18 protein-coding genes and 1 pseudogene are annotated in these 21,577 nt (G+C 73.4%); 13 read left to right on the top strand and 6 right to left on the bottom strand.

Annotation, left to right across the window (positions count from 1 at the left end; translation table 11 throughout):
• Window positions 1–74: 74 nt before the first annotated feature.
• A complete protein-coding gene (locus GJQ66_RS11815) occupies window positions 75–689 on the bottom strand; it encodes an NUDIX domain-containing protein (RefSeq protein WP_368732924.1) in 615 nt (204 codons plus the stop codon).
• A 112-nt stretch (window positions 690–801) separates the two neighbouring features.
• On the opposite strand from GJQ66_RS11815, the gene GJQ66_RS11810 reads away from it, so the two are divergent.
• The 3 genes from GJQ66_RS11810 (at window position 802) to GJQ66_RS11800 (ending at window position 4,182) form a co-directional block, all read left to right on the top strand.
• The gene (locus GJQ66_RS11810; RefSeq protein ID WP_155049566.1) at window positions 802–2,223 is read left to right on the top strand and encodes an ADP-ribosylglycohydrolase family protein; all 1,422 of its coding nucleotides are present in this window, start codon (window positions 802–804) and stop codon (window positions 2,221–2,223) included.
• A complete protein-coding gene (locus tag GJQ66_RS11805) occupies window positions 2,220–2,915 on the top strand; it encodes a hypothetical protein (protein WP_155049565.1) in 696 nt (231 codons plus the stop codon). The genes GJQ66_RS11810 and GJQ66_RS11805 overlap by 4 nt, the downstream gene beginning before the upstream one ends.
• A gap of 67 nt (window positions 2,916–2,982) precedes the next feature.
• Window positions 2,983–4,182 carry an exonuclease domain-containing protein gene (locus GJQ66_RS11800; protein ID WP_155049564.1) on the top strand — a complete coding sequence of 400 codons (1,200 nt, stop codon included), beginning with the start codon at window positions 2,983–2,985 and terminating at the stop codon, window positions 4,180–4,182.
• Window positions 4,183–4,343: 161 nt separating this feature from the next.
• Here GJQ66_RS11800 and GJQ66_RS11795 read toward each other — a convergent pair whose 3' ends face one another.
• Window positions 4,344–5,093: a DUF3800 domain-containing protein gene (locus GJQ66_RS11795; protein WP_155049563.1), complete on the bottom strand. Its 750-nt coding sequence runs from the start codon at window positions 5,091–5,093 to the stop codon at window positions 4,344–4,346.
• 126 nt (window positions 5,094–5,219) lie between these two features.
• Between GJQ66_RS11795 and GJQ66_RS11790 the strand changes: the two genes are divergently transcribed.
• The 8 genes from GJQ66_RS11790 (at window position 5,220) to GJQ66_RS11755 (ending at window position 12,284) form a co-directional block, all read left to right on the top strand.
• Window positions 5,220–5,744: a hypothetical protein gene (locus tag GJQ66_RS11790; protein WP_155049562.1), complete on the top strand. Its 525-nt coding sequence runs from the start codon at window positions 5,220–5,222 to the stop codon at window positions 5,742–5,744.
• Window positions 5,745–5,918: 174 nt separating this feature from the next.
• On the top strand, window positions 5,919–8,447 hold the full coding sequence (locus GJQ66_RS11785) for an ATP-dependent Clp protease ATP-binding subunit (protein ID WP_155049561.1): 2,529 nt from the start codon (window positions 5,919–5,921) through the stop codon (window positions 8,445–8,447).
• 165 nt (window positions 8,448–8,612) lie between these two features.
• A complete protein-coding gene (locus GJQ66_RS11780; RefSeq protein WP_155049560.1) occupies window positions 8,613–9,164 on the top strand; it encodes an RNA polymerase sigma factor in 552 nt (183 codons plus the stop codon).
• Window positions 9,164–10,180, top strand: a complete 1,017-nt coding sequence (locus GJQ66_RS11775; protein ID WP_155049559.1) for a DUF4349 domain-containing protein — start codon at window positions 9,164–9,166, stop codon at window positions 10,178–10,180. The genes GJQ66_RS11780 and GJQ66_RS11775 overlap by 1 nt, the downstream gene beginning before the upstream one ends.
• A gap of 55 nt (window positions 10,181–10,235) precedes the next feature.
• Window positions 10,236–10,742 carry an amino-acid N-acetyltransferase gene (locus tag GJQ66_RS11770; RefSeq protein WP_155049558.1) on the top strand — a complete coding sequence of 169 codons (507 nt, stop codon included), beginning with the start codon at window positions 10,236–10,238 and terminating at the stop codon, window positions 10,740–10,742.
• Window positions 10,743–10,765: 23 nt separating this feature from the next.
• A complete protein-coding gene (locus GJQ66_RS11765) occupies window positions 10,766–11,443 on the top strand; it encodes a hypothetical protein (protein WP_196215879.1) in 678 nt (225 codons plus the stop codon).
• Between the two features lie 44 nt (window positions 11,444–11,487).
• On the top strand, window positions 11,488–11,898 hold the full coding sequence (locus GJQ66_RS11760; RefSeq protein ID WP_155049557.1) for a dehydrogenase: 411 nt from the start codon (window positions 11,488–11,490) through the stop codon (window positions 11,896–11,898).
• Window positions 11,898–12,284: a YchJ family protein gene (locus tag GJQ66_RS11755; protein WP_155049556.1), complete on the top strand. Its 387-nt coding sequence runs from the start codon at window positions 11,898–11,900 to the stop codon at window positions 12,282–12,284. The genes GJQ66_RS11760 and GJQ66_RS11755 overlap by 1 nt, the downstream gene beginning before the upstream one ends.
• A 129-nt stretch (window positions 12,285–12,413) precedes the next feature.
• On the opposite strand, the gene GJQ66_RS11750 is transcribed toward GJQ66_RS11755, so the two are convergent.
• Window positions 12,414–13,769 (bottom strand): MFS transporter, encoded by a 1,356-nt coding sequence (locus tag GJQ66_RS11750; RefSeq protein WP_368732923.1) that lies wholly within the window; start codon window positions 13,767–13,769, stop codon window positions 12,414–12,416.
• A gap of 80 nt (window positions 13,770–13,849) precedes the next feature.
• On the opposite strand from GJQ66_RS11750, the gene radA reads away from it, so the two are divergent.
• A complete protein-coding gene (radA, locus tag GJQ66_RS11745) occupies window positions 13,850–15,208 on the top strand; it encodes a DNA repair protein RadA (RefSeq protein ID WP_155049555.1) in 1,359 nt (452 codons plus the stop codon).
• Between the two features lie 26 nt (window positions 15,209–15,234).
• On the opposite strand, the gene GJQ66_RS11740 is transcribed toward radA, so the two are convergent.
• From GJQ66_RS11740 to GJQ66_RS11730, 3 genes are all read right to left on the bottom strand, one after another.
• Window positions 15,235–16,188 (bottom strand): L-lactate dehydrogenase, encoded by a 954-nt coding sequence (locus GJQ66_RS11740; protein ID WP_155049554.1) that lies wholly within the window; start codon window positions 16,186–16,188, stop codon window positions 15,235–15,237.
• Between the two features lie 46 nt (window positions 16,189–16,234).
• The gene (locus GJQ66_RS11735) at window positions 16,235–18,544 is read right to left on the bottom strand and encodes a beta-galactosidase (protein WP_155049553.1); all 2,310 of its coding nucleotides are present in this window, start codon (window positions 18,542–18,544) and stop codon (window positions 16,235–16,237) included.
• Window positions 18,545–18,624: 80 nt separating this feature from the next.
• Entirely contained in the window at window positions 18,625–19,488 is an 864-nt protein-coding gene (locus GJQ66_RS11730; protein WP_155049552.1) for an AraC family transcriptional regulator, read from the bottom strand.
• Window positions 19,489–19,790: 302 nt separating this feature from the next.
• Between GJQ66_RS11730 and GJQ66_RS14800 the strand changes: the two are divergent.
• Window positions 19,791–20,648 (top strand): annotated as a pseudogene (locus GJQ66_RS14800) (DUF5107 domain-containing protein); the annotation flags it as partial.
• Between the last annotated feature and the right edge of the window lie 929 nt (window positions 20,649–21,577).

The raw sequence follows: 21,577 nt of genomic DNA, 5'->3' as shown, positions 1-21,577 counted from the left end.
CATCCGAGAGCATCTGAAACCGCGACACGACCACAGCCTCCCAGCACGCCACCGAACTATTTGTCAGACACGCCCTAGCCCCGCCCCCGCCGAAACAGCTCCGCCGGCCGTCCCCTCCCCGCGCGCTCGACCTCGCCCGTCGGCTCGAGGTGGGGGAGCATCGCGCGGCGAAAGGTGTCGGGCTGCAGGCGCCGGCCCGCGACGCCCTCGTGCGCCGCGCGGAGCGCGCGGAGCGTGAAGGGCTCGGGAACGAGGCCCCGCGGATCCGGTGCCGCCTGGTACTCGCGCCGCAGCGCCGTGACCGCATAGGCGACGATCTCCGCGTGGTCGAAGGGGAGGGGCGGCAGGTCGGCGACCGGATGCAGGCGCACGCGCGCCGCGCGCAGGCGCTCGGCCGGCACGACGTCGAGGTGGGCGACGGCCATGACCCAGCCGCGGTCGTCGCGATCCGGGGCGTCGAACACGTGCAGCTGCTGCGGATCCAGGCCTTCGATGCCGGCCTTCGCGCTGAGCGCGCGCAGCGCCGCCCGCGCGAGCGTCTCGCCCGGGTGGACGAAGGTGCCGGGGAGGCGCGGATCCGGCCCCACGAGCGCCGCCGCGAGCACCCCCTCGTCGAGGGTCAGCACGGCCGTGTCCACCGCCACGGAGGGGCGCGGGTATGCCAGGAGGTCGTTCTCGGGATCCGTCACGAGAAAGATTTTACGCAGACTTGCGCAAAAGGGCGAGCGTGGGGCATGATCGACACATCGCCAATTAGCGCGAATTTGATTTAAAGGCGGCGACGCCGGACAGGAGCACACCATGCAGCTTTCGAGCCTTCAGATGGATCGGGCCGCAGGCGCCGTGCTCGCCTCGGCGGCGGGCGACGCGCTTGGGTCGCAGTACGAGTTCGGCGGCGCGCTCGCCGACGACGCGCCCGTCGCCTTCGGCCGCGGCCGTTTCGGCCACGCGGTGGGGGAATGGACGGACGACACCTCCATGGCGATGCCCCTGCTGCAGGCGCTCGCCGCGGGGTCCTCGCTGGAGGACGCGGGCGTCCTCGGATCCGTCGCCGGCGCCTGGCACGAGTGGGCGAAGACCTCCCTCGACGTCGGCATCCAGACCCGCGGTGTGCTGTCGAGCTTCGGAGACCGTCCGACCGAGGAGGAGGCCCGCCAGGCCGCCCAGGCCGCGCACCGCGCGACGGGCCGCAGCGGCGGCAACGGAGCCCTCATGCGCACCGGCCCCGTCGCCCTCGGCTACCTCGACCGCGACCCCGCCGACCTCGCCCGGGTCGCCGGCCGCATCGCCGCGCTGACGCACTTCGAGCAGGACAACGCCGACGCCTGCGCGATCTGGTGCCTCGCGATACGCCACGCCATTCTCACGGGCGAGCTCGACGTCCGCGGCCAGGTCGCCTTCCTCGCCCCCGATCGCCGCGCGCGCTGGGCGGCGCTCATCGACGAGGCACTCGCCGCCGGCGCCCACCCCCGCGACTTCGCGGCGCAGAACGGCTGGGTCGTCGCGGCGCTCCAGGCGGCGCTCGCGGCGATTGCGGGATCCGCCTCCCTCGTCGACGCCCTCGAGCGCGCCGTCCGCGGCGGCAACGACACCGACACGGTCGCGGCGATCGCCGGAGCCCTCGCGGGCGCCCTGCACGGCGGATCCGCGGTGCCGCTGTCCTGGCAGCGGATCCTGCACGGCTGGCCCGACCTGCGCGCGAACGACCTCACGCGGCTCGCGGTGCTCGCAGTGAACGGCGGCCGCGCCGACAGCGAGGGCTGGCCGACCGCGCCGCGTCAGCGCGTCTACCCGGGCGACCACCTCTACACTCACCCGCACGACGACGGCGTGCTCGTCGGATCCATCGCCGCCCTCGACCGGCTGCCCGCCGACGTCGACGCGGTCGTCTCGCTCTGCCGCGTCGGGACGGATCAGGTGCCCGCCGGCGCCGAGAGCGTGCAGGTGTGGCTCATCGACCGCGAGGGGCGCAACGCGAACCTCGACCTCGTGCTCGCCGGCGCCGTCGATGCCATCGCCGCGCTGCGCGCCGAGGGGCGCCGCGTGTTCGTCCACTGCGCCGAGGCCCGCAGCCGCACCTCGGCGGTCGCTGCCCTGTACGGCGCGCGGCACCGCGGCGTCCCGCTCGACCGGGCGTGGGAGGACGTGCGGGCCACGCTCCCGGAGTTCGCGCCGCAGGGCTTCCTCCGCGCGGCCGTGGAGCGGATCGCGAGCGCGTCGTGACCGAGAAGAAGCTCGTCCCCTCCGGGGGACGCGTGATCGCGGAATCGTGGTGGATTGCGAGCGAGCTCGTGCTGCGGCACCCCGAGGTAAAGCTGTGGGAACGACACTTCGGCGGGATCTGCGACGAGCTCGTGCTCGAGTGGCCGGGCGGGCGCGGGCATCTCTCGCTGAATCGAACTGGGGGCGTGCTCGCCTTCCCGGCTGGCGCGACGAAGCCGGGGCGCTTCTCCTGGGTGTGGGCGCTCGCGCAGGAGAACCCGCACGCCGCCGTCACACGACTCGAAAAGCTGGTCGGGGTCGCCGCGCCGCACCCGCGCCCCGCCTCGACGCCCGAGGGCATCGCCTACCGCGTGATCGCCGCGGTGTTGCGTCTTCAGCAGGACGACCGCTCCGTCTGGGACGCGCGCGCGATCTGGTCTGACACACGGGAACTCGTGGAGCGGTTTCCCTACGCGCCGCCCGTGCCTCTACGCAAGATGACGGTTGCCAGCGACGGCGAAGCCCGGGGTGGGCTCTGGGTCATCGCCAAGGGTGATCGGGACCACGCTCTGACGCCCCTCGCTCTCGTGTCGCACGAGGGGTGGCTCATCGTCGGCGACGGGAGCCCCATCGACCTCATGGCGGAGTATCGCGCGTGCGGCAAGCGGATCCTCCCGATCCTCGCGCAGCACCTCGGCCACCTGCTCCGCTGACGCGAGCCGTGTCGGACCCATCCGGCATACTGGTCGCGCCCGCACTCAATTCCCCGGAAGGCCCGCCATGCCGTACGCCGTTCTCGACCTCGAGACCACCGGATTCTCGCCGAAGCGCGGCGATCGCATCGTCGAGATCGGCGTCGTCCTCGTCGACGACGCGGGCGAGATCGAGCACGAGTGGGGCACCCTCGTGAACCCGCAGCGTGACGTGGGCGCGACGCACGTGCACGGGATCCGCGCGAGCGACGTCGTCGACGCGCCGCTGTTCGGCGACGTCGCGACCGGCGTGACCGAGCTGCTCGACGGGCGCACCCTCGTCGCGCACAACCAGGCGTTCGACGTGCGGTTCCTGCGCGCCGAGCTCGCCGGGCAGGGCCACACGATCGACGACGAGTTCAAGGCGCTGTGCACGATGCTGTGGTCGCGGCGCGCGTTCGGCGCCGCCAAGCTCGCCGACGTGTGCAGCCTGCTCGAGATCGAGATCGGATCCGCGCACGCCGCCCTCGACGACGCCCGCGCCACGAGCCGGGTGCTCGCCGCGCTCGACCGCCGCGTCGGCCACGAGGCCGAGTGGCGCTCGCACGTCGCCGCCGGCCGCCTCGGCGGCGGCGCGGCCGCCCGCCCGCGGCAGCAGCGGACCCCCGGGAAGGCGCGCGGCGGCCAGCGCGCCGCCGCCGCGGATCCCGAGCCTCCCGTCTGGAAGCGCGTCTCGGTCCCCGCTCCGCTCGCCGACGAGGGCGCCGCGGTCTACCTCGACCTCGTCGAGCGCGTGCTCGATGACGGCGTCATCTCCGTCGACGAGCACTGGCGCCTCGACGCGATCGCCGAGGCGGCGCGCATCGACCCGGCCGACCGCCGCCGCCTCCACGCCGACTACCTCGCCGCCGCCGTCGCGGAGGCCGGCGCGGACGGCGTCGTCACGGAGTCGGAGCGCGCCGAGCTCGCGCAGATCGCCGCCGTTCTCGACCTGCCGGTGCCGGCGGATCCGCCCGCCGCGCCCGCGGCCCGGCCCGCCCGGATCCGCCTCGAGCCGGGCAGTCGCGTCGTGTTCACGGGCGCGCTCGACCGCGACCGCGAGGAGTGGGCGTATCTCGTCGCGGCCGCCGGCCTGGAGACGGGCGGCGTCACCAAGCGCACCGCGGTCGTCGTCGCGGCCGACCCCGCGACCCAGTCGACGAAGGCGAAGAAGGCCGCCGCCTACGGCGTCCCCGTCGTCGACGAGCAGACGTTCCTCGCCGCGTTCGAGGAGTTCTGCGCGCGGTAGGGCGGCGCCCCGCGACGGGCGCTAGCGTGGGCTGGCGGGGGATTGCCCCGCTCCGCGGTTCAGAGGTAACATTGTTCCGCAAGGTCCCATGTGGTCTCCGAGACCACCCAAGGGGTCTTGCACTTCGCGAACCCCTGGCATTCCTGCTGGGGGTTCTTGCGTTATTCGAGCCAGACGAGGCCGTAATCGCTCTCGGGGAGCCAATGAGCGCCCATGCGCATGTAGGCGCGGATGGCATCACCGGACGCAGTCGACGAGCGGTCGGCGCCCCAGATTTCCGGATGGTTCTGGAGATGCTTTTGGTAGGCGCCATAGGCCAGAAGGTCCGCCGCCTGAATGAATTGGCTATACCGGCTGTCCTGCATGATGACGTCCTCCACGACCCTCCGCGTTGTGAGGTCGAGGTCACGGTGCGCGTTGCGATAAGGCGCCGCCGACCGTATGGCTCGTTCCCACGCTTCGCGCTGGTGCTCGAGCGATGCGCCCTCGTCAAGAACGCCCTGTTGCCCGTCGTAGAACAACATCAGTCGGGTGTCGAGTGCGGCAGCCCATTCTTCGAGTGCCGCGATCAACTTGGCGTACACGACGGTGGAGGACCGTTCAGGCGCGCCGATGGAAATCACCGTGGACTCTTCGCGGGAGAGATGACTGAGCATAATTCTCCCGGCCGCCGCGCGTTGAGCATCACCGAATCGTCGCTCCTGCTCCTTCGTTTCGCAGAACGAGCCACGCCCCTTGTAGAGCTTGTTGGCGTGCAGCTCTCTCGTCTTCGGAACGCCGAACTCCCGGTGAATGGCGCGGCGCCCTTCGAGCCAGGCCTGGAGATTTCGGGACCACGCGGTCTCTTCGATGATGAGCGCGGTAAGGACAACGCCGTGGCGTGAATCTCCGGAGTCATCGATGTAGCACAAGTGCACACGCTGAGTATCGCAGGCGGGTATGTCCGTGACGGCGAGCGTTGTTGCGAACGTTCGCGTGCTCGACCCCACCGTTGACGGGCGATAGCGTGGGCCGGCGGGGGATATATGTGGAACGTCTTGAGCGTCTTCGCCGCGATCGGCGACGGCATTGCCGGGCTGTCGTCGGTGGGGGCTCTGGCCGCGGCCGCGATCGCCGCGGTCTTCTCCGTGCGCAGCTATCGCGCCGATCAGCGCCGTGAGGAGCGTGAGCAGGCGGCCCTCATCTCCGCGTGGTGCGCGTCGCGCCGCAAGGACTCCGGGGCGGACCGACGTAGTGCGCGCGGGCTGATCGTACGGAATCTGGCGCCCGCGCCCGCATTCGAGGTGACGGTCGAGAGCTCTTACGCGCAGAAGGCCCGCGAGGATCCGGTCGCGCTGCGGCCCCTTCGCATTGCGGTGTTGCCGCCCGGCGAGTTCTACGTCGAAGAGCAGGAGCGCGGCTGGTCCTTCCCCGAGCTGGTGTCCGACCTTGCCGTGCCGCCGAAGCCCGTCATGAACAACCCCGGGTGGACGGTGACGGCGCTCGAGTTCACGGATGCGCAGGGCACGGTGTGGCGGCGCGACGGTCGCGGCCGCCTGGAGTCGCTCGGTCGCGCGTCCTGAGCGCGGACGTCGCGCCCCGCGGATCCGCCCGTACCACGGCGCCCGGCTCGCGCCCGGGAGCGGCCGGATATGCCCACGGCGAACACGGCTCCCGGTGTCGGTGGCGGTGACTACCGTGGAACCACGTCGCGAGTCATCGCGTCACCGAATGGCCCCAGTGCCCGGAGGAGTGTCATGTTCGAGAGGTTCACCGACCGTGCCCGTCGTGTGGTTGTGCTCGCCCAAGAAGAGGCGAAGATGCTCAACCACAACTACATCGGCACCGAGCACATTCTGCTCGGGCTGATCCACGAGGGCGAGGGCGTTGCCGCCAAGGCGCTCGAGTCGCTCGACATCTCGCTCGACGCCGTGCGCGAGCAGGTGCAGGACATCATCGGCCAGGGCCAGCAGCAGCCCACCGGCCACATCCCCTTCACGCCGCGCGCGAAGAAGGTGCTCGAGCTGTCCCTGCGCGAGGCGCTGCAGCTCGGCCACAACTACATCGGCACCGAGCACATCCTCCTCGGTCTCATCCGCGAGGGCGAGGGCGTCGCCGCGCAGGTGCTCGTCAAGCTCGGCGCCGACCTCAACAAGGTGCGCCAGCAGGTCATCCAGCTCCTCAGCGGCTACCAGGGCAAGGAGCCCGTCGGCGTCGCGCCCACGGGGCAGGAGCAGAGCGAGGGATCCGCGAAGGGCGGCTCGCAGGTCCTCGACCAGTTCGGCCGCAACCTCACGCAGGCCGCGCGCGACGCCAAGCTCGACCCCGTGATCGGGCGCGAGAAGGAGATCGAGCGGGTCATGCAGATCCTCTCCCGCCGCTCCAAGAACAACCCCGTCCTCATCGGCGAGCCCGGCGTCGGCAAGACCGCCGTCGTCGAGGGCCTCGCGCAGGCGATCGTCAAGGGCGACGTGCCCGAGACGCTCAAGGACAAGCAGGTCTACTCGCTCGACCTCGGCTCGCTCATCGCCGGATCCCGCTACCGCGGCGACTTCGAGGAGCGCCTGAAGAAGGTCACCAAGGAGATCCGGACGCGCGGCGACATCATCGTCTTCATCGACGAGATCCACACCCTCGTCGGCGCGGGCGCCGCCGAGGGCGCGATCGACGCCGCCAGCATCCTCAAGCCGCTCCTCGCGCGCGGCGAGCTGCAGACGATCGGCGCCACGACGCTCGACGAGTACCGCAAGCACTTCGAGAAGGACGCGGCCCTCGAGCGCCGCTTCCAGCCGATCCAGGTCAACGAGCCCTCGCTGCCGCACGCGATCAACATCCTCAAGGGCCTCCGCGACCACTACGAGGCGTTCCACAAGGTGCAGATCACGGACGGCGCGATCGTGTCGGCCGCGAACCTCGCCGACCGCTACATCCAGGACCGCTTCCTGCCCGACAAGGCCATCGACCTGATCGATGAGGCCGGCGCCCGCCTGCGCCTGTCGATCCTCTCGAGCCCGCCCGAGCTGCGCGAGTTCGACGAGAAGATCGCCAAGGTCCGCGAGCAGAAGGAGATTGCCTCCGAGGAGCAGGACTTCGAGAAGGCCGCCGCGCTCCGCGACGAGGAGAAGGCGCTCCTGGGCGAGCGCCTCCGCCTCGAGAAGCAGTGGCGCTCGGGCGAGGTCGAGGCGAAGGCCGTCGTCGACGAGGGCCTGATCGCCGAGGTCCTCGCGCAGGCCACCGGCATCCCCGTATTCAAGCTCACGGAGGAGGAGACGAGCCGCCTCGTCTTCATGGAGAAGGCGCTGCACGAGCGCGTCATCGGTCAGGAGGAGGCCATCGCGGCCCTCTCCAAGACGATCCGCCGCCAGCGCGCCGGTCTGAAGGATCCGAAGCGCCCCTCGGGGTCGTTCATCTTCGCCGGCCCCACCGGCGTCGGAAAGACCGAGCTCGCCAAGGCCCTCGCCGAGTTCCTCTTCGACGACGAGGACGCCCTGATCTCCCTCGACATGTCGGAGTTCGGCGAGAAGCACACCGTCTCGCGCCTGTTCGGAGCCCCTCCCGGGTTCGTCGGGTTCGAGGAGGGCGGCCAGCTCACCGAGAAGGTGCGCCGCAAGCCGTTCTCCGTCGTCCTCTTCGACGAGATCGAGAAGGCCCACCCCGACATCTTCAACTCGCTGTTGCAGATCCTCGAGGAGGGTCGCCTGACCGACGGTCAGGGCCGCATCGTCGACTTCAAGAACACGGTCATCATCATGACGACCAACCTCGGATCCTCCGCGATCGCGGGCGGCCCCGTCGGGTTCCAGGTCGAGGGCAACCAGCAGACGACCTACGAGCGCATGAAGGGCAAGGTCGACGAAGAGCTCAAGCGGCACTTCAAGCCCGAGTTCCTCAACCGCGTGGACGACATCATCGTCTTCCCGCAGCTGACCAAGCCCGAGCTGCTGCAGATCGTCGACCTGTTCACGAAGCGCCTCGGCGAGCGCCTGCTCGACCGCGACATGTCGATCGAGCTGACGCAGGCCGCCAAGGAGCGCCTCATCGACATCGGGTTCGACCCGTCGCTCGGTGCCCGCCCGCTCCGCCGCGCCATGCAGCGCGAGATCGAGGATCGCCTCAGCGAGTCGATGCTCTCGGGCCAGCTCGAGTCGGGCCACCACATCAAGGTGGACGTCGAGGACAAGAAGTTCACCTTCCACAACGAGCCCCGCGGCGAGAAGCTCTCCGTCGGTGTGAACACCGGCGGCGACATCCCCGCCACCCCGGAGATCACCGCCTTCGGCGAGTAATCCCCGACCGAAATGCCCCACCGTGCGCGGTGGGGCATTTCGCGTGTCCGGGGCGGGCGCGCAGGTCACGGGTTGGTCACGGATCCGCGCCGGGGCGAGACGATCGCCGCTGTCGCGACACTCTCAGGGTGAGACACGAATGCTCACCCGACGACGGGCGGACCCATGACCCACGACACCGGCGACCAGGCGCTCCTCACGCGCGCCGCGCGCGGCGACGATGCGGCCTTCCGCGACCTGTTCCGCGCCTACGCCCGCCCCGTGTACTGGGTGGCGCACGGCCTCCTCGGCGACGCCGCCGACGCCGAGGACGTCGTCCAGGAGACCTTCGTCGTCGCGTGGCGGCGCCTGCGCGAGGTCGAGCTGAGGGGCCCCTCGGCCCTGCCGTGGCTCGCGACGATCTGCCGCAAGACGGCGGCGAACCGGATCCGCTCCCGCCGCACCGAGCGCGCCCACCTCGCCGGCGCCGCGGACGACCGCGAGCCCGACACCGTCGACGTCGCCGACCAGGTCATCGCGGCCGACCTCGCCGAGCGGATCGCCCGCGAGGTCGACGGGCTCGGCGAGACCGATCGGCGCATCTTCGCGCTGTGCGTCACGGCCGGCTACGCGTACGCCGCGGCCGCCGCAGAACTGGGGATCACGCAGGGGGCCGTGCGCAACCGGCTCTCGCGGATCCGCACGCGGCTGCGCGCCGCGACGAGAGAGGAATCGTGATGGACGACGTGACCCTGCCGCCGGTATCCGACGACCGGGTGCGGGCGATGGAGACGGCGACCTTTGACCGGATCCGCGCCACCCGCACCGCGCGCACGCGCCGGCGGCGATGGGCCGGCGCGGGCATCGCGGCCGCGGCCGTCGTCGTCGCCGCCGTCGCGATCGTCCCTCTCGTGTCCCCGCCCGCGGGCCAGAGCACCGCCGACGAGGCGATCGCGCCCGGGACCGGGTACGCGGGCGAGGCGGAGATGCTCGGCGACACGGAGGCGCTCCCGGGTGAGGGGCTCGCGACGGACGCGGATGGGGCGACGGAGGAGGGCGCCGCGGTGGCCGAGCGCGAGATCATCCGCACCGCGTCGGCCACCGTCGTCGTGCTGGACGTCGCCCGCGCGGCGGACGACCTCGCGGACCTCGCCGCCGAGTACGACGGGTACGTCGAGTCGCTCGGGGTCTCGAGCGCGGATCCGGCGCTGCCGGAGCCGCAGCAGGACGCCAGCACGGGGTGGGCCTCGCTCCGGATCCCCGCGGCCTCGCTCGACGCCGCGCGCGCCGACCTCGCGGAGCTCGGCGAGGTGACGGCGACCTCCGTCTCGCAGGACGACGTCACGGACCAGGCGATCGACCTCGCGGCGCGGATCGAGGCGTCCGAGGCGTCCGTCGACCGGCTGACCGAGCTGATGGCGCAGGCCGAGAGCGTGTCCGATCTGCTCGACGCCGAGCGCGCGCTGGCGGAGCGCCAGGCCGAGCTCGAGGCCTACCGCGGGCAGCTGGAGCAGCTCGAGGGGCAGGTCGACATGGCGACCCTGTACGTCGACCTCGTGCGGGAGCAGCCGGCGGGATCCGCGGATCCGGGCGGCTTCACCGACGGCCTCCTCGCCGGCTGGAACGGCTTCGTTGGGTTCCTCAACGGGCTCGTGATCGCCGTGGGCTTCCTCGTCCCGTGGCTCGCGGCGGCGGCCGTCGTCGCCGCGGTCGTCTGGGCCGTCGTGCGGATCCGCCGCCGCGCGCGCCGCTGACCGACCGCGCGTCGCTCCGAGGCGGCGGCCAGGCAGGGGGAATACCCTGACGTCGATGACGAACTTCAGCGTGCGCCCCGCGCGAGCCGCCGACATGGAGGCCGTGCACCGCATGCTGCAGCCGTACGTGATGCGGCGGATTCTCCTCGGCAAGGACCTCGTCGTCCTCTACGAGGCGACGCAGGAGTTCCTCGTCGCCGTCGACGAGCGCGACGAGGTCATTGGCTGCGGCGCGCTGCACGTGATGTGGGAGGACCTCGGCGAGGTCCGCACCCTCCTCGTCGCCGACGGCTGGTTGCACCGCGGCGTCGGCCGCGCCATCGTCGAGGCGCTCGAGGTCAACGCGCGCGAGCTCGGGCTGACCCGCCTGTTCTGCCTCACCTTCGAGACGGCGTTCTTCGAGCGCCGCGGCTTCGCCGAGATCGGCGAGCAGGTCGTCTCGCCCGACGTGTACTCGCAGCTCGTGCGCAGCCCCGACGAGGGCATCGCCGAGTTCCTCGACCTCGCGCACGTCAAGCCCAACACATTGGGCAACACCCGCATGCTCAAGCGCCTCGCGTGACGATCGCGGCTTAGCATTTCGACGTGAGCGAGAACCCGCGGCCGCGCAGGCCCTCGAGAGCCGTGTACCGGCGCCGACGCCTCGTCGTCGGGGCGCTCGCGCTCGTCCTGCTCGCGGGCGTCGTCGTGGGGCTCGTGTTCGGGATCCGCTGGCTCGTCGCCGCGCAGCCGTGGCAGAACCTCCCGTTCCTCTCGTCCGACACGTCCGCCGTCGAGGAGGTGCCGGATCCGGTCCCGACGCTCCTGCCCACGGAGGAGGCCGAGCCCGCCGCGACCCCGTCCGCCGAGGACGAGCCCGAGGAGTGCGCGAACGGCGCGCTGCAGGTGTCCGCGGTCACGGACCAGGAGTCCTACGCCGCGGGCGAGAACCCGCAGATCTCGCTCGAGCTGACGAACGTCGGATCCGTCGACTGCGTCTTGAACGTCGGCACGAGCCAGCAGCGCTTCGAGATCGTCAGCGGGTCTGACACCTGGTGGCGCTCGACCGATTGCCAGAGCGGATCCGCGGACCAGTGGGTCACGCTCGCGGCCGGGCAGACCGTGTCGTCCACGTCGCCGATCACGTGGGACCGGACCCGCTCGGCGACCGACACGTGCGACGCGGAGGACCGGCCGGCCGCGGTCGGCGGCGGCGCGACCTACGCCCTGACCGTGCGCCTCGGAGAGGTCATGTCGCAGTCGACGAGCTTCCTCCTGTACTGACCGCGGTTTCGTGCGCGGGCGGGGGCACCGCGTACCCTGGAGCCATGGCCTCCCCGCGCAAGAAGTCCGTGGCCGCCGACCCGAAGCAGTTCCGTTCCGAGGCGCTCGCGCAGGCGCTCGAGAAGCAGGACATGGCGGCCGTCGCCCTCGCCCTCCGCAACGGCAACACGGTGGTGCCGCTTATCAAGCCCGGCCCCCGCGACAACCCGCTCGACGGCGGCGAGGTGTGGACGTACCGCGACCCGGCCTCGGGCGACGTCGCGCTGCTGCTGTTCAGCGACGCCCGCAACAAGCCGCAGAACCTGCCGCCCGGCGTCGGCGTGTACTCGCCGGCCTGGCTGCGCGCGTTCCTCACCGAGTACCGCGACACGATCACGACCGTCTTCCTCGACATCGCGGGCCCGCACGCCATGCAGGCCTCGCCCGCCGACCTCCTCGCCGCGCTCGAGGCGTGATGGCGGATCCCTGCCCCTGCGGATCCGCGAGCTACGCCGCGTGCTGCGGCCCGCTGCACGCCGGAAAGCGACACGCGGAGACGCCCGAGGAGCTCATGCGCGCGCGGTACTCCGCCTTCGCGACCGGCGATGTGTTCTTCCTCGCCCGCTCGTGGCACCCGCGCACGCGCCCCGCGGACCTGTCCGCCGATCCGAGCCTGTCGTGGACCGGCCTGACCGTGCACGGATCCGCCGTCGACGGCGAGGTGGGAACGGTCGACTTCACGGCGCGCTACGTCGACGCGGGCGGGCCCGGCGAGCTCCGCGAGCACTCGCGCTTCGCCCGCCGCGGCGGGCGCTGGGTCTACGTCGACGGCGATGTCGGCCAGGGCGCGGCGCACTCCTGATCGCCTCCTGCGCAGGGCCCGATCACGCGCCTCGCGGCGTTGTCCGCGTCCGCCCCGCGATGCACGCACCCGGGCCCGTGCTCGGTGCGGCTCCGCGAGGGAGACACGCTCGAGCGGCGCGCGGCCTCGTCAGGCGGGCTCGGGCGCGGGGCGCGGCGTGCGGATCCCCGCCCACGACACGAGGCCGCCGGCGGCGAGCAGCGCCGCTACGACCACGGCGGAGCGGTGGAAGCCGTCGAGGTCGAGCGAGCCGCCCACGATCGAGCCGATCGCCGCGACCGCGATGAGGCCCGCGACGCGGGAGATCGCGTTGTTGACGGCGCTCGCGATGCCGCTGCGCTCGGGCGCGATCGCGCCGAGCACGGTCGAGGTGAGTGGCGCGACCGTGAGCGACAGGCCGAGGCCGAACACGAGCATCGACGGCAGGACCTGCCCGGCGTAGTGGAAGTCGGGGGCGACGGTGAGCAGCAGCAGGGATCCGGCCGCCATGAGGAGCGGACCCGCCGTCATGAACGCGCGCGCGCCCCACTTCCCCGCGAGCGCCCCGGCGCGCGAGCTGAGGAGGATCATGAGGAGCGTGATGGGCAGGCTCGCGAGCCCCGCCGCGGTCGCCGTGAGCCCGGCGCCCTGCTGCAGGTAGATCGCGACGACGAAGCCGTTGAGCGCGAGGGCGGCGTAGACGAAGACCGTCGCGAGGTTGCCCGCCCAGAAGTTGCGGGCGCGGAAGAGGTCGAGCGGCAGGATCGGGTGCTGCGCGGAGCGCTGCCGCACGAGGAACAGTGCGAACAGCGCCGCACCGCCCGCGAGCGGCGCGATCGTCGCGGGGCTCGCCCACCCGAGCCGGGGCTGCTCGATGAGCGCGAACACGACGCCGCCGAGGCCCGCGACGCACAGCCCCGCGGCGAGGAGGTCGACCCGGGCGCCGGGCGCGCGCTCCGGATCGCGCAGCCCGCGGCACAGCCAGAGGGTTACGGCGATCGGGACGACGTTGAGGAGGAACGCCCATCGCCAGCTGGCGAGGTCGACGAGCGCGCCGCCGATGACGGGCCCCGCGACCATCGCGCCGGTGGTCATCGACGTCCACGTGCCGATCGCGCGCGCCTGCGCGGCGCCGGAGAAGGTGGAGGTGATCAGCGCGAGCGAGCTCGGCACGAGGAACGCGCCCGCGGCGCCCTGCAGGAGGCGGGCGGCGACGAGGAACGCCGGATCCGGGGCCGCCGCGATCGCGACCGACGCGACGCCGAAGCCCACGAGCCCGACCCGCAGCACGAGGGCGCGGCCGAACGCGTCGCTCACGGAACCGGCGACGAGCATGAGCGCGCCGAGGGTGATGAGATAGCCGTCGACGACCCACTGCTGCGTCGCCAGGCCGCCGCCGAGCTCGCGGTCGATCGCGGGGAGCGCGACGTTGACGATCGTGCCGTCGAGGAACGACACGAACGAGGCGAGGATCGCGATCCAGAGCACGCGGTTCGGGTGGGTCACGACACCCACGCTACGCCGGGCGTCCGACGTCGGCGGGCCCGGCGAGCGCCGATGTCGGTGGTCCGATCTAGCCTGGGATCATGGCCTCCAAGCGACCCCCGGCACCCGCGTTCGTCTGCTCCGAATGCGGGTGGACGACACCCAAGTGGGTGGGCCGCTGCGGCGAGTGTCAGCAGTGGGGCACGGTCGTCGAGCAGGGGCAGCGCCAGGGCGTGGCCGCGCGCGGGGTGCAGTCGCTCGCGCCGACTGCCGCGGCCCGCCCCATCACGCAGGTCGAGACCAGCGAGGCGCCGCGGCGGCCGAGCGGCGTCGGCGAGTTCGACCGCGTGCTCGGCGGCGGCATCGTGCCGGGCGCGGCCGTGCTCCTGTCGGGCGAGCCCGGGGTGGGCAAGTCGACCCTCCTGCTCGAGGTCGCCGCCCGCTCGGCGCGCGAGGGGCGGCGCGTCCTCTACGTCAGCGCGGAGGAGTCGGTCGCGCAGGTGCGGCTGCGGGCCGAGCGCACGGGCGCCCTGCACGACGAGTTGTTCCTCGCGAGCGAGGTCGACCTCGCGACCGTGCTCGGCCACATCGATGCGGTCCAGCCCGAGCTCGTCATCGTCGACTCCGTCCAGACCGTCGCCTCGAGCATGCAGGACGGCGCGGCGGGCATGCCCGGCCAGGTGCGCGAGGTCGCCTCTACGCTCATCCGCGTCGCGAAGGACCGGGGGCTGCCGATCATCCTCGTCGGCCACGTCACGAAGGACGGGCAGGTGGCCGGCCCGCGCGTGCTCGAGCACCTCGTCGACGTCGTGTGCCACTTCGAGGGCGACCGGCAGACGGCGCTCCGGTTCGTGCGCGCGCTGAAGAACCGCTTCGGCCCGACCGACGAGGTCGGCTGCTTCGAGATGGCGGGGGACGGGATCCAGGAGGTGCCGGATCCGTCGGGCCTGTTCCTCTCGCAGGGCGACCCGGAGCCCGGCACCTGCGTGGGCATCGCGCTCGAGGGCAAGCGCGCGCTGCCGGTCGAGGTGCAGGCGCTGACGATCCCGACGGGGGCGCCGAACCCGCGGCGGATCGTCCACGGCGTCGACTCGAGCCGCGTCGCGATGGTGCTCGCGGTGCTCGAGCGGCGCGCGGGCATCAAGACGAGCGACATGGACGTCTACGTCTCCACGGTCGGCGGGGTCACCTTCACCGAGCCCGCCGCCGACCTCGCGATCGCGATCGCCGTCGCGGGGTCGCTGCGCCAGTGGGCCGTCCCGCGCGACATCGCGGCCGCCGGCGAGCTGTCGCTCGCGGGCGAGGTGCGGCCCGTCACGCAGGCGAGCCAGCGCCGCGCCGAGGCCACCCGCCTCGGCTACGCGCGGGTGATCGACGACCGCTCGGGCAAGCTGCGCGCGGCGCTGGAAGACGTGCGCGCCCACCGCGCGCCGGCGCTGGAGGACGTGCCGGCGTTCTGAGCGGGCCGCGTCGCCGGGCCGGGGCGCTACCCGCGGATCCGGTCCGCCGTGCCGCGGAGCGTCTCGGCCGAGGCGCGGAAGAGCTCGAGCTCGCCCGCCGACATCTCGGTCTCGGCGATCGGCGTCGCCCCGCCGCGGCCCACGACGCACGGCACGGACATCGCCACGCCGTCGATGCCCTGCACGGATCCGAGCACGGTCGACACGGGCAGGATCGCGTTCTCGTCGCGGAGGACCGCCTCGGCGATACGCGTCGCCGAGAGCCCGATCGCGTAGTTCGTGGCGCCCTTGCCCTCGATGATCCGGTAGGCCGCCGTGCGCACCTCGTGCGCGAGGCCGTCGAGCTCCTCGGCGGAGAACACGCGCCGGCCGTCGCGGGTCCACTCGAGGAGCGGAACGGGCCCGATGCGGGCGGTGGACCAGAGCGGGAACTCCGTGTCGCCGTGCTCGCCCGCGATGTAGGCGTGCACCGAGGTCGTCGCGACCCCCGCGCGCTCCGCGAGCAGCCACCGCAGGCGCGAGGTGTCGAGCACGCACCCGGACGCGAACATGCGGGCCGGATCCGCGCCGGTCTGCTCGACCGCGAGCGTCGTCAGCACATCGCAGGGGTTCGTCACGATGATGACGATCGCCTCGGGGGAGGCCTCGACGAGCTCGGGGATCATCGTCTGGAAGATCCGCGCGTTCGTCTCGATGAGTTCGAGGCGCGTCTGGCCGGGCTTCTGCGCGGCGCCGGCGGTGACGATGATGACGTGCGAGCCGGCCGTGTCGGCGATGTCGCTCGTGCCGATCACCGCGCTCGACCCCGTGAACATCGCGCCGTGCGCGAGGTCGAGGGCCTCCGCGGTCACGCGCGCCGCGTTGATGTCGTACAGCACGACGTTGCGCGCGGCGCCGCGGATGAGGGTGGCGTACGCGGTCGCGGACCCCACCGCCCCCGCGCCGACGATGGTCACTTTCGCGTTCGCGATGGCGGTCATGCGCTCATCCTGACAGCGCGCGGCGCCCCGCGAAAGGCGGCGCGCGTCATCGGAGCACGCGGATCCGCTCGCTGCGTACCTCGGCCCGGGTCACCTCGAGCACGGGCGCGTCCGCGCGCGGGCGGACCCGCGGATCCACGTGCACGCGGGTGAAGGGGTCCCACGCGAACGCGCGCGCCTCGAGGCCGTGCCGGGCGATCGCCGCGCGGTGCGGCGCGAGGTCGACCTCGAGCGGCCTGCCCGACCAGAACTGGTCGGCGAGGAGGGCGCCGCCGGCCGTCAGGCGGATCGCGTCGCCCGTCCACTCGAGCCGGAGGAGCGCGCGGTCCGCGCCGTCGAACACGTCGTCGGGGATCTCCAGGCGCGCGGGGACGAGCGCCTCGAAGTCCTCGTCGGTGGGCGCGGACAGCCGCCCGGCGCTGCCGCCCGCGCGCACCGGCGCGGTGACGGGCGAAAATCGCGGGGTCGCGATCGGCGTCACCGCGCGCGGATCCGCCGCGATCGCGTGCCGGGCCAGGACGGAAGAGCCGCCCGGCTCCGCGGGCAGGTCGCCGAGCGGCGGCCACGCGAGAAGGGTCGCGTCGGCCGCGGGGGCGACGACGTGCAGCCCGCCGTCGAACCACGCGGATCCCTCCCACAGGATCGCGGTGTCGCGACCGGCGACCTCGCCGCGCCAGAGCGCGGCGGCGCTCGCCGGGTCGAGGACGACGAACGTCGTCTCGCCGATCCCCACCTCGCACCCCGGGCCGGGTTCCGTGTCCGGGGTGAGGACGACCGCGCCATCCGCGCCCCGGTCACGGACGGCGGCGCCGCGGACGCGCCGGGCGTCGGTCGCGTCGACGTGGAGCTCGACGGGCACGCCCGCCGTGGCGCCGAGGAAGACGACGGGGCCGTCCGGCCCCGCCACCTCCGTGAGGGCCTGCGCCGTCGCCGACAGGCGGATCCCGCCGATGAGGCGCCGCACGGGCCACCACGCCGTCGCGCCCGCGGGGAGGTCCACGGGCCGGGACGGGAGCGTTACGGCGCCGCCTGCGAGCTCGACGCGCACCTGCGCGCCCGGCACACCCAGGAGCGGCTCGGCGGCCGGCTGGTGGTTTCCGAGGAACAGCCAGCCGCCGCGGTCGTCGCCGCGCAGCGCGGCGCGGATCCGCGGATCCGCGGGGATCACCGCCGGCAGCGGCGCGAGGTCGGCGCCATACTGCGCGAGGGCGAGGTGCTGCGCGCGCAGGGCGTGGAAGTGCGGCCGGAGCTGGCCCTCGGACCCGATGGGGGCGAAGAAGTCGTAGTCGGTCACGGGCACGTCGTTGGGGTAACCGGTCGCCTGCGACTCCTGCGTCGTGGTGCGCCCGATCGGGTGCCGGCCGCCGTGAAACATGTAGAAGCCCTGCCAGGCGGATCCGCTCCCCAGCTTCGCGAGGGCGAGCGCGGCGACGTCCTCCGGATCCACGAGGGGGCGCCGGTGGTACGCGACGGTCATGCCGCCGCCCAGCTCGCACGTCGCGAAGGGCCAGGGATGCGGCTCGGGCCCGGCGGCGGAACCGTGCGCCGCCGCGGCGCCGAGCCCCGCGCGCACGTCGGCGCCGACCGTGAGGTCGTCGCGGATCGCGCTGAAGGCGAAGTGCGTGCGGCCGAAGGCGGGCCAGCCGGTCTCCGCCTCCTCCCAGAACCCGTCGGAGTAGCCGGCGTACACCGGCAGCACGGCGCGCGCCGGCAGCTGCGCCCCGCCCCACCCGGTCGCCGTCCAGAGCGGGGCGGCGATGCCCGCCTCCTCCGCCATCCGGCGGAGCGTCGCGAGGTGGCCCGGCTGGTCGTAGAGCTCGTTGTCGACCTGCACGCCGACGATCGGGTCGCCCCACGCGAGGCCCCGGAGCTCGCCCGCGAGCGCCGCGAACCAGCCGCGCACGAGCTCGAGATAGGCGGGGTCGTTCGTGCGGTGGGCGACCGGCAGCGCCTGCACCCAATCCGGGAAGCCGCCGTTGCGGGTCTCGCCGTGCGCCCACGGGCCGACGCGGAGGACGACGTCGAGGCCCACCTCGCGCGCCGTGTCGACGAAGCGCCGGAGGTCCCGCGGCCCGTCGAAGCGCACCTCGCCGCGCACCTGCTCGTGGAGGATCCACAGCGCGTAGGTCGCGACGACGCTCACGCCGCCCGCGCGCATCTTCGCGAGCTCCGCGCGCCAGTTCTCCGGCCGGTCGCGGCTGAAGTGGTACTCGCCCATGACAGGGAACCACGGCCGCCCGTCGCGCTCGAGGTGCGTCTGCCGGACGGCGATCCCCGCCCCGCCCATGTCGAGCGGGGCGGGCGCGGCGTCGGCGGCGCGGGGTGGGCGAATGCACAGGGGAGCGGATCCACTCATTACGCCGACGCTACGGGGCGCGGGGCGCGCCGGCGCGAGGGATCCGCGGATCGTCCAGGCCGCGCGGCGTTCCGGCCAGGTCAGCCCTTGCGCTCGGCGCGGTACGCGCTGGGGCTCACCCCGTGCGCGCGGGCGAACTGCCGCGAGAAGTAGAACGGGTCGTCGCGGCCGACCCGCCGCGCGACCTCGGCCACGGGCAGGTCGGTCGTGTCGAGCAGGGTCCGGGCGTGCGCCATCTTGAGCGCGTTGTGGTGGGCGGTGATGCCGCCGCCGGTCGCCTCCCGGAACTGGGCGGACAGGTGCGAGGGCGAGACGCCGACGAGGCTCGCGAGCTCGGCGACGCGCACGGATCCGTCCACCCGCTCCTCGAGGTAGCGCAGCGCCCGCTCCACGGGCGTCCCCTCGCGGGGGAGGGCGCCGTCGGCCGCGAGGAGCGCGAACAGGTGCCAGGCGGCGCCGGCGGCGGCCGCGAGGTGCGGCGCCGTCACGCCGGCCTGCAGGGCGCCAACGGCCTCGTCGATGAGCGCGGTGGCGCGCTCGGCCCGCGAGAGCGGGAGCACCCGGCGGCCGGGCCGCGTGCCCGTCGCCTCGGTGAGCTCCACGAGGTCCGACCCGCGCGCGTGACACCACCAGATCGTCCAGGGGTCGGTCTCGTCCGCCCCGTAGGCGTGCGGCACGCCGCCCGGCAGGACGACGGCGGACCCGCGCCCCACCCGCGTGCGCACGCCCGCCTCCTCGACCCACCCCGAGCCCGCGGCGCACACGATGACAATGGCCTCGGCCGCCCCGCGCGGCCGCCGCCTGACGTGGCCCGCGGCCCGCGGGAACACCCCGGCGTCGGTCACGACGAGGCGCCGCGTGACGGGGCGCTCGAGCGCCGCCGCCACGAGCGGCCGGGGCAGCACGCAGAGCCGCTGGCGGTGGAACCCGTCGACGCGCGTCATGCGCCCATCGTCGCACGCGGATCCGTCGAATCGTCCAGGCGTCAGCGCGCTTCGCCCATGGATCCGCCCCCGCACCGGCCCGTAGCGTCGCCCCCGTGAGCACGACGACACCGCCCCCGAGCGCCATCCACCTCCCCGAAGCCCCGGCCGACCAGGCCGCGATCCTGTCCGCGGGCGGCGTCGCCTGCTGGACCGAGCCGGTCGAGATCGACACGTACGAGCCGGGGGAGCCGGATCCGTACCCCCTGTTCCTGGACCGCCGCGTGTACCAGGGCTCGAGCGGGCGGGTGTACCCGCTGCCGATGATCGACTCCGTGGCGCACGAGAAGCGCCCGCGCGCGTGGGAGGCGATCCACCTCGAGAACGCGTACGTGCGCCTCATGCTCCTGCCGGAGATCGGCGGGCGCATCCACATCGGCTACGACAAGGTCGCCGGCTACGACTTCCTCTACCGCAACAACGTCATCAAGCCGGCCCTCGTCGGCCTCGCGGGCCCGTGGATCTCGGGCGGCATCGAGTTCAACTGGCCGCAGCACCACCGGCCCGGCACCTTCCTCCCCGTCCAGACGCGCATCGAGCGCGAGCCCGGCGGTTCCGTCGTCGTGTGGCACAGCGACCTGGATCCGCTCCAGCGCCTGCACGGGACGCACGGGGTGCGGCTTGAGCCCGGGTCGTCCGCCGTCGAGGTCGAGGCGATCCTGCACAACCGCACCTCCCAGCCGCAGACCTTCCTGTGGTGGGCGAACGTCGCGGCCCGTTCGCACGAGAACTACCAGTCGTTCTTCCCCGACGACGTCGCCTTCGTCGCGGACCACGCGCGCCGGGCGATCACGGCGTTCCCCCGCGCCGACCGCCCGTACTACGGCGTCGACTACCCCGCCCTCGCCGCCGAGCGCCCGGGGGCCGACCGCATCGACATCTACAGCAACATCCCGGTGCCCACGTCGTACATGATCACCGACACCGACGGCGGCTTCTTCGGCGGCTACGACCACGACCGCGACGCCGGGTTCGTGCACGTCGCCGACCCCGCCATCTCGCCGGGGAAGAAGCAGTGGACGTGGGGCGACGGCGCGATTGGGCGGGCGTGGGACGCGCAGCTGACCGACACCGACGGCCCGTACGTCGAGCTCATGGCGGGCGTGTACACCGACAACCAGCCGGACTTCGCGTGGTTGCTGCCGGGCGAGACGAAGCGCTTCACGCAGGCCTGGATTCCGCTGCACGGCACCGGGCCCGCGCGCGAGGCGACGCGCGACGCGGCGATCGCCGTCGCGGCCGAGGGAGGCGGCACGGGGATCCGGATCCTCGCCGCGCGCCGGTTCGAGGGCGCCTCGATCGAGGCGCTCCGGGCGGGCGAGGTCATCGCCTCGTGGCGCGCGGACCTCTCGCCCGACCGGGCGTTCGCGACGGGCGTCGACGGCGGCGAGGAGGGGCTCGAGGTTCGGGTCAGCCACGGCGGCCGGGTGCTCGGGCGCTGGGCCGAGCGGCGCGCGGATCCGCCGGAGCCCTGGGTCGCGACGGCGCCGCCCGAGCCGGGCGAGATCGCCGGGGGCGACGAGCTCGTCGTCACGGCGACGCACCTCGAGCAGTACCGGCACCCGAGCCGCTCGCCCGAGCGGTACCTCGAGGAGGCGCTCGCGCGGGATCCGGGGGATCAGCGCGCGGCCACGGCGCTCGCGTGGCGGCGGCTCGCGCGGGGCGAGGACGACGCGGCGCGGGCGCTCGTCGACGCGGCGCTCGCGCGGCAGACGCGCCGCAACCTCAACCCGCGCGACGGGGAGGCGTCCTACCTCTCGGGCCTGATCGCCGAGCGTCAGGGCGACGCCCCGCGCGCCGACCGCTCCTACGCGAAGGCCGCCTGGAACGCGGCGTGGGCGGGCCCGGCCTCGCTCGCGCGCGCCCGGCTCGCGCTGCGGGGCGGCCGCGCCGACGACGCAGCTCGCCTGGCCGAGGCCGCGGGCGCGATCCCCGAGGCGGCACGGATCCTGTTGCTCGCCCGCGGCGCGGGCCCCGACGGCATGAACATCAACGACGGCGTCGGATCCACCCACCTCGGGCCCCTCGCCGCCGCCGTCGTCTCGCACGG

This window comes from Microbacterium sp. ZXX196, assembly GCF_009709595.1.
GTDB lineage: Bacteria > Actinomycetota > Actinomycetes > Actinomycetales > Microbacteriaceae > Microbacterium > Microbacterium excoecariae.
The sequence above is the reverse complement of the archived record's forward strand: the minus strand, read 5'-3'. Positions and strand labels throughout refer to the sequence as shown.